Source organism: Stenotrophomonas beteli, from assembly GCF_001431665.1.
Taxonomy (GTDB): domain Bacteria; phylum Pseudomonadota; class Gammaproteobacteria; order Xanthomonadales; family Xanthomonadaceae; genus Stenotrophomonas; species Stenotrophomonas beteli.
Genome location: NZ_LLXV01000033.1, coordinates 37,479 through 51,013 on the forward strand (window position 1 = coordinate 37,479; position 13,535 = coordinate 51,013).

12 protein-coding genes are annotated in these 13,535 nt (G+C 66.3%); 3 read left to right on the top strand and 9 right to left on the bottom strand.

What is annotated here, in order from left to right:
- Positions 1 to 5: 5 nt before the first annotated feature.
- Complete coding sequence (locus ARC23_RS08415) at positions 6 to 1,229, bottom strand: cytochrome P450 (protein WP_057496839.1); 1,224 nt, start codon at positions 1,227 to 1,229, stop codon at positions 6 to 8.
- 384 nt (positions 1,230 to 1,613) lie between these two features.
- On the opposite strand from ARC23_RS08415, the gene hchA reads away from it, so the two are divergent.
- Positions 1,614 to 2,486: a glyoxalase III HchA gene (gene hchA / locus ARC23_RS08420; RefSeq protein WP_057496840.1), complete on the top strand. Its 873-nt coding sequence runs from the start codon at positions 1,614 to 1,616 to the stop codon at positions 2,484 to 2,486.
- 184 nt (positions 2,487 to 2,670) lie between these two features.
- Here hchA and ARC23_RS21205 read toward each other — a convergent pair whose 3' ends face one another.
- Complete coding sequence (locus tag ARC23_RS21205; RefSeq protein WP_238985217.1) at positions 2,671 to 2,805, bottom strand: cytochrome P450; 135 nt, start codon at positions 2,803 to 2,805, stop codon at positions 2,671 to 2,673.
- 232 nt (positions 2,806 to 3,037) lie between these two features.
- Between ARC23_RS21205 and ARC23_RS08425 the strand changes: the two genes are divergently transcribed.
- On the top strand, positions 3,038 to 3,892 hold the full coding sequence (locus ARC23_RS08425) for an endonuclease/exonuclease/phosphatase family protein (RefSeq protein ID WP_057496895.1): 855 nt from the start codon (positions 3,038 to 3,040) through the stop codon (positions 3,890 to 3,892).
- Positions 3,893 to 3,909: 17 nt separating this feature from the next.
- Here ARC23_RS08425 and ARC23_RS08430 read toward each other — a convergent pair whose 3' ends face one another.
- From ARC23_RS08430 to ARC23_RS20425, 7 genes are all read right to left on the bottom strand, one after another.
- Complete coding sequence (locus tag ARC23_RS08430) at positions 3,910 to 4,173, bottom strand: hypothetical protein (RefSeq protein WP_057496841.1); 264 nt, start codon at positions 4,171 to 4,173, stop codon at positions 3,910 to 3,912.
- Between the two features lie 150 nt (positions 4,174 to 4,323).
- Positions 4,324 to 5,745, bottom strand: coding sequence for an efflux transporter outer membrane subunit (locus tag ARC23_RS08435; protein ID WP_057496842.1), 1,422 nt, complete (start codon positions 5,743 to 5,745; stop codon positions 4,324 to 4,326).
- The gene (locus ARC23_RS08440) at positions 5,739 to 6,476 is read right to left on the bottom strand and encodes an SDR family oxidoreductase (protein WP_057496843.1); all 738 of its coding nucleotides are present in this window, start codon (positions 6,474 to 6,476) and stop codon (positions 5,739 to 5,741) included. Before ARC23_RS08440 ends, ARC23_RS08435 begins: the two co-directional genes overlap by 7 nt.
- A 66-nt stretch (positions 6,477 to 6,542) precedes the next feature.
- Positions 6,543 to 9,713 (bottom strand): efflux RND transporter permease subunit, encoded by a 3,171-nt coding sequence (locus ARC23_RS08445; RefSeq protein ID WP_057496844.1) that lies wholly within the window; start codon positions 9,711 to 9,713, stop codon positions 6,543 to 6,545.
- A gap of 112 nt (positions 9,714 to 9,825) precedes the next feature.
- Positions 9,826 to 11,049, bottom strand: a complete 1,224-nt coding sequence (locus ARC23_RS08450; protein ID WP_057496845.1) for an efflux RND transporter periplasmic adaptor subunit — start codon at positions 11,047 to 11,049, stop codon at positions 9,826 to 9,828.
- 91 nt (positions 11,050 to 11,140) lie between these two features.
- On the bottom strand, positions 11,141 to 11,911 hold the full coding sequence (locus tag ARC23_RS08455; RefSeq protein ID WP_057496846.1) for an SDR family NAD(P)-dependent oxidoreductase: 771 nt from the start codon (positions 11,909 to 11,911) through the stop codon (positions 11,141 to 11,143).
- Positions 11,908 to 12,135, bottom strand: a complete 228-nt coding sequence (locus ARC23_RS20425; protein WP_080393053.1) for a hypothetical protein — start codon at positions 12,133 to 12,135, stop codon at positions 11,908 to 11,910. Before ARC23_RS20425 ends, ARC23_RS08455 begins: the two co-directional genes overlap by 4 nt.
- A 146-nt stretch (positions 12,136 to 12,281) precedes the next feature.
- Here ARC23_RS20425 and ARC23_RS08460 point away from each other — a divergent pair, with 146 nt between their 5' ends.
- Entirely contained in the window at positions 12,282 to 13,313 is a 1,032-nt protein-coding gene (locus tag ARC23_RS08460) for a LysR family transcriptional regulator (protein WP_005416157.1), read from the top strand.
- The last annotated feature ends 222 nt before the right edge of the window (positions 13,314 to 13,535 follow it).

The window sequence follows — 13,535 nt, forward strand, 5'->3', positions numbered from 1 at the left end:
TGCGCTCAGGCGGCCGGTGCGCGGCGCGAGAACGTGCCGTGCAACGCGGCCGGAATCGCGAAGCCCTCCATGCGCACCTCCGGCCGGTAGCCGCTGCCTGGCGTGAAGCGGTACTCGCGCGCCAGCAACGCGCACAGCAGCACCAGCTGCGCATTGCCCACCGCCGAACCGACACACGAACGCGTGGGAAAACCGTAGGGCACGTAGATGCCGGCGGTACGCTTGCGCCGTTCGGGCAGCCAGCGGTCCGGGTCGAACCGCAGCGGGTCGTCCCAGTACTTGGCCGAACGATGCTGGATGAACGAGCTCAGTTCGAACACGGTGCCTTCGGCGATCACCTGCCCTTCCACTTCAAGATCACAGGCGGCAACCCGGCGGTTGTTGAACGGCGTGGAGTACAGCCGCATCACCTCTTTCAGGAACCGCATGGTGCAGGGAATACGCGCCATCGGCAGTGCGTGGATCTCGGCATCGGACAGCGCCGCAAACTCGTCTTCGATGCGCTGCCGCCATTGCGGGTGCATCTGCAATGCCAGCAGCAGGCAGGCCGCCATCATGCCTGGCACGCCGGAAATGGCGATCAACTGCACGGTGACCAGGTAGGTGACTTTGTCCAGGCCGATGCGTTCATGCAGCGACAGCAGCGACTGTGCGTAATCCAGATGGGAATGGCCCGCGCGCACGCGCCGTTTCAGCTCGGCGTGGATCACGCGCGACTCGGCGCGGTTGATGAGGAAATTGCGCAGCAGGTCGCGGCGATGGATGACCTGCTCGACCTGGATGCGGTAGCGAAGATGCAGTGCGCGCTCGATGGCGGCCACGCCCCGCGCATCCAATCCGTCGATGACCATTGGAACCAACGGATGGGCCATCACCTTCCAGATGGCCGGCGTCGCGTCCTGTTCGACATCACAGAGTGCGTCCAGTGCCAGCCGCATGCGCGACTGCAGCACCTGCAAGGTGCCCGCCCCGGTGAGTTCAGCACTGCGCGTAGCGATCAGGCTGCGCACCTCGGTCCAACGCACGCGCTCATGCCGCCGGAACAGGTCCGCCAGCGATTCGATCACGAACAGATGCTCGGAATTTTCCTTGTCGATCTTTCCGGCCAGCTCAGGGCAGAATACCCCGACCCCGCCCGTGTCCAGCTTCAGCACCGGTCCCTCGCGCTCCACGCGTGCGGCCAAGCGCTCGGCAGCGACGGTGCTGCCTTCATTCGACGTCCCTTGCATGAAGTACGCCTCCGGCAAGAAGGGACTCGAAGACGAGTCCCTTCGTCCTGCTGCAGATCAGATCCGGGCCGAAACCCGGGGAATCAGAACTCTACCCAGATCTGCCAGACCGTCCACACACTGCTCTTTTCGGTCGGATGGATGTTGAGGCTGACGCGCAATGCTCGGGCGAATCTTTTCATGATCACTCCTTTGATTGTGCTTGCGGTGTGGTTATGCCGGGATTATCCGGCCCGGGTTAGATAACACGACATAATCGCGCTGTCCAATCCGCACCGGTGGCGCGGTGCAGCATGCTGCAGCGTGAATACCGCAGGCAAACCCTCATCCTGCTTGTGCAGGCGCACCTTTATGCTGGCCGCACATTGCCACACGGAGACAGCCATGAATGCGCAGGATTCCAGCCGCCAGCCCCGTCCCGATCCGGCCGAGCGCGATGCCTTTTTCCCCTCGCCTTATTCGCTTTCACAGTTCACCTCGGCACTGAGCAATCTGTCCGGCGCCGATTATCCCGACGCGCGCCGCGATGGACGCTGGAAAGTGCTGATGATCGGTGCTGATGAGCGCTACCTGCCCACGGCCAATGGTCATCTGTTCTCCACCGGCAATCATCCGGTGGAAACACTGCTGCCCATGTATCACCTGGACAAGGCCGGGCTGGATATCGATGTGGCGACGCTGTCCGGCAACCCCGTCAAGTTCGAGTGGTGGGCGTTTCCGCACGAGGACAGGGAGATCGGCGGGCTGTATGAACGCTACCAGGCGCGGTTCCGCCAGCCGCTGTGCCTGGATGACGTGGTGGCGGCCCTCGGCGCGGACTCGGACTATGCCGCGGTGTTCATTCCCGGCGGCCATGGCGCGCTGCTCGGCCTGCCCGACAGCCGCGCAGTGAAAGCCACCCTGCACTGGGCGATGGCCCAGCAGCGGCACATCATCACTCTGTGCCATGGCCCCGCCGCGCTGCTGGCGGCAGGCGTCGACGAAGCCGATGGTGGCTCACTGTTCCGTGGCTACCGTATCTGCGCCTTCCCCGACGCCATGGACAGGCAGACACCGGAGATCGGCTACATGCCGGGACAGCTGCGCTGGTTCTTCGGCGAGCGCCTCGCGCAGCAGGGGGTGCAGGTCGTCAACGCTGGTATCGATGGCAGCGTGCTGCAGGACCGCCTGCTGCTGACCGGCGACAGTCCGCTGGCCGGCAATGCGCTGGGCAAACTGGCCGCACGCACGCTGCTGGACACATTGGCCGGGCGCTGAACACGGCCGCTGACGCGCTGCATGCGGCGCGCGCGGCTCAGCCGCGCGGGATCAGCCGGCCGACGAAGTCGGCCGGATACGCAAAATGGGCCTGCACCTGCAACTCGAAGTCACGCGTGACCAGCGCGCAGAACAGCAGCAGCTGGGCGTGCCCGACCGCGCTGCCGACGCAGGCGCGGGAGGACTATCCGAACGGGACACAGGCGCCCTTGCTGGACTGCCGACGCTCGGGCAACCCGCGGTCCGGGTCGAAGCTGCCCGGCGCCTCCCAGAAGTCGGGGGAGTGATGCTGGAAGAACGCACGAATCAGTCGTGTCATGGCACGTCTCCTTGTGGTTCCATCATGGATTGACGGTTGCGACTGCCCGGGCAAAGGCCCGCGCACCGCCGTTCCAGCACGCAGCCGCGCGCGCCCGGGTCAAGGCGCGATGAAGACCGGCCTGAATGCGCCGGAGGCAAGCCGCCGATACCGCCAGTGCAGGCACATCCGCCCCCGCCCGATTCGTGCGATGCTGCATGAAACCGTTTTCATGGAATGGAGGGATTCCACGATGTTGTCGCGTTTCCGTTGCCCGGCACTGGTCGCGTTGCTGGCCTTTGCTCTACCTGCCATCAGCTGGGCCGCAGCCCCGGCGCCGCTGAAGGTGATGTCGTTCAATGTCCGCACGCCAGCCGATACCGAGCCGGGCAAGCGCTGGCCGGACCGCCGCGACGCGATGGTCAAGGTCATTCTCGATGCCCATCCTGCGGTGATCGGCACCCAGGAACTGGTGCAGGAACAGGCCGAGTACCTTGCCCGGCATCTGCCGGGCTATCGCTGGTTCGGCGAAGGTCGCCGCGGTGGCAAGGGCGATGAACACATGGGCGTGTTCTACGACAGCACGCGCCTGAGCGTGGAATCGTCAGGCAACTTCTGGCTGTCGGATACTCCCGAGGTTGCCGGCAGCATCACCTGGGGCAACCTGTACCCGCGCATGGTCACCTGGGCGGTGTTCCGCCGCCTTGACGACGGTCGCCGCTTCTACTTCATGAATACCCACCTGCCCTATCGCGCCGAGGACGAGCCACGCCGCGTGAAGGGGGCCGAGCTGATCGCAGCGCGCCTGGCGACGCTGCCGCCGGATCTGCCGGTGGTACTGACCGGCGACTTCAACAGCGAACCGGGAGGCGAGACCTACAAGGCGTTCACCCGCGTGCTGCAGGACACCCGGACCCAGGTGGCAACGCCCCAGGGTCCGCGCCTGACGTTCCATGATTTCACCGGCACGCCCACCGTGCAGCTTGACTGGGTACTGGCGCGTGGCTTCCACGCACGCAGCTTCCTCACCGATGACCGCCGCATCAAGGGCGTGCTGCCTTCGGACCACTTCCCGCTGGTGGTGGAACTGGACTGGCCGAACCATTGAACCTGCTGTCACGGCGGCTACAGCGGTGGCCGCCGCGACAACAGCCGGTACAGTGCCTGGTGCTGATCGCGGGCCTGGCAGATCCGGGCGCCGATGGCCAGGAACACGGCGATCCCGATCAGGCCCAGGCCCAGCATCGAGTCGACCAGCCGCAGGAAGCCGACCGCCGCAGCCAGCGTCGCCAGCACCATCAACGCCACGACCGCCACCGACAGCCCGGCGCCGGGCAGCCCGGGATCGCCGAACAACATGCGCTGGGTGTCTCGCTTTTCGTCTGCCATTGCCTTTCCTCCCAAGGGCCGTCCCACTAGTTACACGGGGTGGCGGCGTTTCGGCAGAGTCAGAAGCGACACGACTGTGAACTGCACCACGGCCCGGGACATCGGGCCGGGCTCGAAGGGGCGACGGCCTCGGCCACCGCCCCTCCCGGCTTACTGCACCTGCGCCACACGGGGCGGCTGCGGCGACTGCCCCCAGCCGCCCAGCGCCTTGTACACGCCGACCACACTGACGTTGACTTCGGCTTCGGCCGCAGCCAACGCGTCATCAGCGGCCAGCTGCGTGCGTTGCGCGTCCAGCAGGGTCAGGAAGTCTTCCGAGCCCTCGCGATAGCGGATCTGCGCCAGTGACTCGGCCCGCCGCGCCGCCTGCGCCTGTTCAACCACGATCGCCAACCGGGCCTGCTGCTTGGAGTAACGGGTCAGTGCATTCTCGGTGTCCTCCAGCGCCAGCAGCACGGCCTGCTCGTACTGTGCGGCCACGCCTTCGGCTTCGGCCTTGCTGGCCCGCAGCCGCGCGCGCACGGTGCCGAAATCGAAGGCCGCCCAGCTCAGCGAGGGCGTCAGCGACCACGCCTTGTTGTTGCCGTTGACCAGGCCGCTGGCATCGCCGCCGAGGAAGCCGACAAAGCCGGACAGCGACAGCCGCGGGAACAGATCGGCGGTAGCCACACCCACGCGTGCCGTGGCAGCCGCCAGGCGACGCTCGGCCACACGCACGTCGGCGCGCTGGCGCAGCAGTTCGCGGGTATCACCCAGCGGCAGTGCCTTGGCGAAAGCGGGCACCTCATGCGGTGCCAGCATGTCGGCCAGGACTTCCGGGCGTTGGCCCAGCAGCACCGCCAGGCGGTTGCGTGACTGCGTCTCGGCCACTTCCAGCAGCGGGATGTCGGCCTCGATCGCCTTCAAGCGGGCACGGCTGCTCTGCACATCCAGCTCGCTGCCAGCGCCCAGCTCCCAGCGCGCCTCGGTCAGCTTCTGCGTATCGCGCAGGTTGACCAGCGTGTGCTGGGCCACCGCGATGCGCTTCTGCGTACCGCGCAGCTCGAAGTAGTTGCGTGCCACTTCGGCGGCGACCAGCACCTGTGCATCGGCCAGGTTGGCCTGTTCGGCGTCGAGGTCGGCGCGCGCGGCTTCGGCGGCACGGCGCTTGCGGCCGAACAGATCCAGCTCCCAGCCGGCGTCGAAGCCGAGCTGGTAGCTTTCACTGAACACCCGCTGCCCACCCAGCTGCGGATCGGGTTGCTTGCGGCGATCGTAGCTGCCGCCGGCGGTGATGTGCGGGGCTTGGTCGAAACGGCTTTCGACAAACACCGCACGGGCCTGGCTGACGCGGGCCACGGCCACGCGCAGGTCGAGGTTGTCCGACAGTGCACCGTGTACCAGTTCTTCGAGCACCGGATCATCGAACTGTGCCCACCAGCTGGCTACCGGCGAGGCGGTGCTGAACACCGGCTGCTGGGCCCCCTGCAGGACCACCGGCTCCTGCACGGGTGCCTTGTAATTGGGGCCGACGCTGACACAGCCCGCCAGCACCAGGCTGGAGACGGCCACCGCCAACGTGCGGATCACCATGGCAGCACCTCGCCCAGGTAGGTGAAGCTGCCGCTGGCACCGGCTTCACCGATCAACGCCATTTCCACGCTGGAACGTGCGCCTTCGCTGATTTCGATTTCGCCGTTGCCACCGTTCATGTCGGTCTTCACGTAACCCGGGTGCACGGTGTTGACCTTGATCGGCGTGTTGCGCAGTTCGTAGGCCAGGCTCAGGGTCCAGCTGTTCACTGCGGCCTTGGACGCGTTGTACGCCGGGATCTTGAAATCGTAGATGCCCGACGCCGGGTCGGCATGCAGGGTCTGCGAGCCGAGCATGCTCGAGACGTTGACGATGCGCCCGGACTTGGCCTGCTTGATCAGCGGCAGGAAGGCCTGGGTGACCGCCACCAGTGCGTACACGTTGGTGTCGAAGGTGCGCTTCCAGGTTTCCAGCGACTGCTCCGACGGCGCCTGGGCCGGGTTCTCGATCATGATGCCGGCGTTGTTGACCAGGATGTCGAGGCGGCCATGGCGCTGGCGCACCTGCTCGACCGCCTCGGTGATGCTGGCTGCGTCGGTCACGTCCAGTTGCAGGGCTTCGACCGGCAGGCCCTCAGCCTGCAGCTTCAGTGCCAGCTCCACCGCCGTATCGCGCTTGCGACCGGCCAGCAGCGTGTGCACGCCCGCCTGGGCCAGCTGGCGCACGGTTTCCAGGCCGATGCCACGGGTGGCGCCGGTGACCAGCGCGATCTTGTTCTGATGGGTATTCATGGATGCATGCCTTGTGAGGGGGGGAAGCCGCCGCCGGCCATTGACCGGCGGCGACGGGGTTCCATGTCAGTGATGGATGGTCGGTTCACCGTGTTGTACCAGCTGGCCACCGCCGTTGCGGGTGACGAACTTGCGCAGGGCCACGTAGAACACAGGGGTGAGGAACAGGCCGAACAGGGTCACGCCCAGCATGCCGGCGAACACGGTGATGCCGGTCACCGAGCGCACTTCGGCGCCCGCGCCATGCGACAGCACCAGCGGCACGGTGCCAGCGATGAACGCGATGGAGGTCATCACGATCGGGCGCAGGCGCAGGCGGCAGGCTTCCAGCGCGGCCTCGACGATGCCCTTGCCGCCCATCTCCAGCTCTCTGGCGAACTCGACGATCAGGATCGCGTTCTTGCACGCCAGGCCCATCAGCACCACCAGGCCGACCTGCACGAACACATTGTTGTCACCACCGGTGAGCCACACACCGAACAGCGCGGACAACAGGGTCATCGGCACGATCAGGATCACCGCCAGCGGCAGCGACCAGCTTTCGTACAGGGCGGCCAGCACCAGGAAGGCCAGCATGATCGCCACCGGGAACACGATGAAGGCGGCCTTGCCCTGGGTGGCCTGCTGATAGCTCAGGTCGGTCCATTCGGTGGTCATGCCCACCGGCAGTACCTTGCCGGCGATCTCGGTCAGCTTGTTCATCGCCTCGGCCGAGGACAGCAGGCGCGGGTCGGCTTCACCGGCCAGGTCCGCTGCCGGGTAGCCGTTGAAGCGCAGCACCGGGTCCGGGCCGAAGGTCTGCTTGATGGTGACCATCGAACCGATCGGCACCATTTCGCCGCGGTCGTTGCGGGTACGCAGCTTGCCGATGTCTTCGACCGTCTCGCGGAACGGACCGTCAGCCTGCGCGATCACCTGCCAGGTACGGCCGAACTGGTTGAAGTCGTTGACGTAGGCCGAGCCCAGGTAGGTCTGCAAGGTGTCGAACAGCTCGGTGAGCTGCACGCCCTGTGCCTTGGCCTTGACGCGGTCCACCTCGGCATCCAGTTGCGGCACGTTGGCCTGGTAGCTGGAAATCGGGAAGGCCATGCCCGGCGTCTGCGCAACGGTGCCCTGCATGGCCTGCACGGCATTCTGCAGTGCGCCGTAGCCCAGGTTGCCGCGGTCCTCGATGAACATCTGGTAGCCGTTGCCGTTGCCCAGGCCGAGGATCGGCGGCGGCATCATCGCGAAGGCAAAGCCTTCCTGCAGGCCCGCGATCTTCTGGTTGATCTCGGCATTGATCTGCGCGGCGGTACGGCCATGACGCTCGGCGAACGGCTTGAGCGGAATGAACGCCACACCGGTATTGGGCGTATTGGTGAACTGCAGCGCGTTCAGGCCCGGGAACGAGATGGTGTGGGCCACGCCGTCGGTTTCCTGGGCGATCTTGGCCACCTTGCGCAGCATTTCATCGGTGCGCGCGATCGACGAGCCCTCCGGCAGCTTCACGCCGGCGATCAGGTACAGCTTGTCCTGGGTCGGGATGAAGCCCGGCGGCACCAGCTTGAAGATCACGCCGGTACCGACCAGCAGGATCGCGTAGACCACGAACACCGCACCGCGACGGCCGAGGATGCGGGCCACGCCACGCTCGTACTTCTCCGAGCTGGACTTGAAGAAGCGATTGAACGGACGGAACACCCAGCCGAACAGGCGGTCGATCAGGCGGCTCGGGCCGTCCTTCGGCGCACCATGGGCCTTCAGCAGGCGCGCGGCCAGGGCCGGCGACAGGGTCAGCGAGTTGATCGCCGAGATCACCGTGGAGATCGCGATGGTGACGGCGAACTGCTTGTAGAACTGGCCCGTGACCCCGGACAGGAACGCCATCGGCACGAACACGGCACACAGCACCAGCGCGATCGCCACGATCGGGCCGGACACTTCACGCATGGCCTGGTGGGCCGCGGCGGTGGGCGACAGCCCTTCTTCGATGTTGCGCTCGACGTTCTCCACCACCACGATCGCATCGTCGACCACGATGCCGATCGCCAGCACCAGGCCGAACAGGCTCAGCGTGTTGATCGAGAAGCCCAGCAGGTACAGCGCGGCGAAGGTACCCACCACCGACACCGGCACCGCGATCAACGGAATGATCGAGGCACGCCAGGTCTGCAGGAACAGGATCACCACCAGCACCACCAGCGCGATGGCTTCCAGCAGCGTGGAGACCACGGCCTTGATCGAGTCGCGCACGAAGATGGTGGTGTCATACACCGCTTCGTACTTCACGTCGGCCGGCATCGTCTTCTGCATCTCGTCCATCGTCGAGATGACCTGGTCGCGGATTTCCAGCGCGTTCGCACCCGGCGACTGGAAGATACCGATACCGACTGCGTTCTTGCCGTCCAGCTGCGAGCGCAGAGTGTAGTCGCCCGCACCCAACTCCAGGCGGGCCACATCGGACAGGCGCACGATCTCGCCATCGGTGCCGCTCTTGAGCACGATGTCGCCGAATTCCTTCTCGGTCTTCAGCCGGCCCTGGGCGTTGATCAGGGTCAGGAACTTGCTGTCCGGCAGCGGTTCGGCGCCAAGCTGGCCGGCCGACACCTGCACGTTCTGCTCGCGCATGGCGCGCACCACGTCGCTGGCGGTCAGGCCGCGCGAAGCCACCTTGTCCGGGTCCAGCCAGGCACGCATGGCGTAGTCGCCGCCACCGAAGATCTGCGCGTCACCCACCCCCGGAATACGCGCCAGCGCATCCTTGACATGCAGGCGGGCGTAGTTGCGCAGGTACAGGGTGTCGTACTTGCCTTGCGGCGAGGTCAGGTGCACCACCATCAGGAAGGTCGGCGACTGCTTCTGCGTAGTCACGCCCTGGCGGCGCACGTCCTCGGGCAGGCGTGCCTGCGCCTGCGCCACGCGGTTCTGCACCTTCACCGCCGCCGCGTCCGGATCGGTGCCCGGGCGGAAGGTGACGGTCATCTGCAGCACGCCGTCCGAGCCGGCCACCGACTTCAGGTACATCATGCCTTCGACGCCGTTGATCGCCTCTTCAAGCGGCGTGGCAACGGTCTCGGCAATGACCTTGGGGTTGGCGCCCGGATAGACCGTGCGCACGACCACCGACGGCGGCACCACTTCCGGGTACTCGCTGATCGGCAGGATGGGAATCGTGATCAGGCCTGCGGCGAAGATCACGATCGACAGCACCGCCGCGAAGATCGGCCTGTCGATGAAGAAACGGGAAAAGTCCATGGAGGAATTCCTGGGAAAGGCGTTCGGCGGGCAACAGCCACCCTGCCCCTCGCCGGGATGACGAAGGCAGGGACGGCTGCCGCTGGCGCCGGCAGCTAAGCGGGGACGCGGATCAGTGCTTCAAGGCAGCGGTGGCATCGCGGCCCGGTGCCGGCGCCGGCTGTGGCTGCATCGCCACCGCCTTGGCCTGCACCGGCATGCCCGGCATGAAGACCTTCTGCACGCCGTCGATGATCACCTTGTCACCGGCGGCCAGGCCGTGCTCGACAATGCGCAGGCCCTCGGCAGTGCGGCCGAGCTGGATGTCGCGGCGCTGCGCCTTGCCATCCTTGTCGACCACGTACACGTACTTGCGGTCCTGGTCGGTCAGCACGGCCTTGTCGTCGATCAGCAGGGCCTGGAACTGGCCGCTGCCGAGCAGCTGCACACGGGCGAACAGGCCCGGCGTGAACTGGCGGTCGGCGTTGTCCAGCAGTGCGCGGACGCGGATGGTGCCGGTGCTGCGGGCCACCTGGTTGTCGAGGAAGTCGACCTTGCCCGCGTGCGGGTAGCCTTCTTCACCGGACAGGCCGACCTTCACCGGCAGTGCGCTGTCACGCTCGCTCGGGCGCTCGCCCTTGCGCGCCATCTGGGCATAGCGCAGGAAGGTGCTTTCGTCGGCATCGAAGTAGACGAACACGGTATCCAGCGAGACCAGCGTGGTCAGCACGCTGGCGCTGTCGCCGGCGGTGACCAGGTTGCCGGCGGTGACCATCGCGCGGCCGGCACGGCCATCGATCGGTGCACGCACCTTGGTGAACTCCAGGTTGAGGCGGGCCGCGTCCAGCGCCGCCTGCGCGGCCTGCACGGCGGCACCGGACTGGTCGGCGGCCGCGCGACGCTGTTCGGCGGTCTCGGTGGAGATCGCCTGCTGCTCGGATAGCCGCTTGGCGCGCTCGGACTCGCTGCGCGCCAGCGTGGCCTGGGTGCGGGCCCGGGCCAGTTCAGCGGCCGCGCGATCGTACTCGGCCTGGTAGCTGCGCGCGTCGATGGTGAAGAGCACTTCGCCCTTCTTCACTTCCTGGCCTTCGACATAGTTGACCTTGTCGATGTAGCCGGACACGCGCGGACGCAGCTCAACGCTCTGTACCGCTTCGACGCGGCCGCTGAACTCGTCCCACTGGCTGACCTGCTTGACCAGCACCGGCGCGGCGCTGACCTGCGGCGGCGGCGGCGCACCGGCTTCTTCGGCATGGCCGCCGCTGCAGGCCGCCAGCACGGCCGCGGCGAGGATCGACACGCCGACCATCGCGATGCGATGGCCGAAACGATGTGGGGTGGTATTGGGGGAAGTCATGGCATGCATCCGTACGGAGGGGTGGTACAGCTATATGAGAACGTGTTGCAGAAATCGGCGGCGAATACTGCGACCTCAACCATGGTCGAGGTCAAGCAACGCCTGCGGTGTCGCGCCACAGTGGAGGAACTTCCAGGTGCAGCAGGCCGCGTGGCAGTTCGGCATCGCTGCTGTCGCAGCGGACGATGGCGCGGTTGTCGCGGCAACCATCCAGCAGCGAGACCACGCGGCGCCCCACCAGCAGCGAGCTGGGCCATTCAATGCAGGCGTTGGCGGCGTTGGCCGGGGTACACACCGGGCTGCACACTTCCAGCATCTGCGCACGCACACCCAGCGCCTGCGCTTCCTGGTGCACCACCTGCGCATACATGCGCAGCGCGGCGGTGGTGATCGAGGTCTCGCCGTAGCCCGCCCATGGCTTGGCGCTGGCCGGGCTGCCGATCATCACGTAGCGGCGCGCATGCACGTTGTCCTGCAGCAGCGGCAGCAGGTGACGCACCGCGTGCACGTGCGGCATCAGATCGGCCTGCATCGCCCCCAGCAGCTCATCGCCGTTGCGGTCGGTCACCCGGCCGCGACGGTAGGGGCCGCCCATTGCGGCGATCACTGCCGCCAGCGGACGCGGACGCTGCGCGATGCGTTCGGCCAAGGCACGCGCCGAGCCGTCATCGCTGAGCGAACCCAGCAGCGTCTCCAGGCCGGGCTCATCGGCGAACTGCTCGTGCAGCGCGGCCAGCCGGCCCGGATCGCGGCCCACTACCAGCACCGGACTGCCCGCTTCGAGCAGCGCGCCCACCACGCCCTGGCCGACGGCGCCGGTACCGCCCAGGACCAGGACTTCGGGCGTCAGTATCCCATTCACGGGACATTTCCTCCCAAATCCGGGATAGTCCCAATCCGGCGCAGGCGGTCACCCTTATGTGGAGCCCGGCGGATGGCACCGCCACGCTGCTGACGCATGGGCGCGGTAAACTCACGAAAGTCCTTGTGTACCAAGGAACTCGGACGGGCTTCGACGGTCATCGCCAGGTCCAGGGTGTTCTGGCCGGCGTTCCGGAGTCGGGCAAGAATGTTGCGCAGGCTCATGGCGGACGGGCTCCAATTAACGAATGGCGCCACGATAGACCTCAAACCTTTACTTGATTAGTCCTGATTAAGGGGAATAATCATCCCGCTCCCGGTCCAATCGTTCTGTCACGATTGTCCCATCCCCGACGTCCAGGATCCCGACCATGTCCCACGATCTCAACGAGACGCTGATCTTCGTCAAAGTGGTCGAGCAAGGCAGCTTCATTGCCGCTGCCAAATCGCTCGGCCTGCCCAAGACCACGGTCAGCCGCAAAGTGCAGGAACTGGAAACGCGCCTGGGTGCGCGCCTGCTGCACCGGACCACGCGCCGCCTCGGCCTGACCGAAGCCGGTTCGATCTACCACGAACATTGCCAGCGCATTGCGCGCGAGCTGGAAGAAGCCGAGAGCGCGGTGAGCCAGCTGCAGTCCGGCCCGCGTGGCTGGCTGCGTTTCACCGTGCCCTATTCAATCGGCATCACCTGGATCGCCCCACTGCTGGGCCAGTTCCATGCGCAGTATCCAGAGATCCGCCTGGACATGCATATGGGCAACGAGAAGCTGGACCTGATTGCAGGTGAAGCAGATCTGGCGCTGCGCGTGGGTGCCCTGCCCGATTCCAACCTGGTGGCGCGCAAGCTGGGCAGCCTGCGTACGCAGGTGTTCGCCAGCCCGGCCTACATCGAACGCTATGGCGAACCGCTGCATCCGGAAGAACTGCAGTTCCATCGCATCCTGGCCATGCGCAAGCCGTACCACACCGGCAACTCGCCACGCTTCACCTGGCAGCTGGGCGAGAACGGCGGCGAGCTGCGCGACTTCCCGGTGACGCCGCTGATGACCGCCAACGACATGTCTGCGTTGAACGGTGCGCTGGTGTGTGGCGAAGGCCTGTTGCTGACCGGCGACGTGATGGCCAAGCCATTCGTCGAATCGGGCATGGTGCGCCGCGTGCTGGCAGGCTGGACCGGTCCGGAAGTGGACTTCAACGCGGTATTCGCCGGCGGCCGCCTGGTCTCGCCGAAGGTGCGGGCGTTCGTCGACTTCCTGGTCGAGAAGCTCAACTTTGACGCCAATTACATGCTGGCGCAGTGCCCGGGCGCGAAGCTGGCGCAGCAGCAGAAGGCGCAGGAAGACGCGGCGCTGGAAAGCAGCGGCAAGCGCATCCTGGAAAAGGTGGCCGCTTCGGCGGCGTAACCGGGAGTATCCCCGCATGGCGTGGCTCCACCCGGGCGCGCGATGCCGGTTTCTGTAGAGTCGAGCCATGCTCGACTGCTTCTGCTGAGTCGAGCGTGGCTCGGCTGTACATGCGCTATCGGCGTGCCGAGCAAGCTCGGCACCTACAGAAAATGCCGCCTGCAAGGGCGGCATTTTCGTTCCGGCCGAGGGCCGGACCAGCTCAAGCAATAACGCTACGCG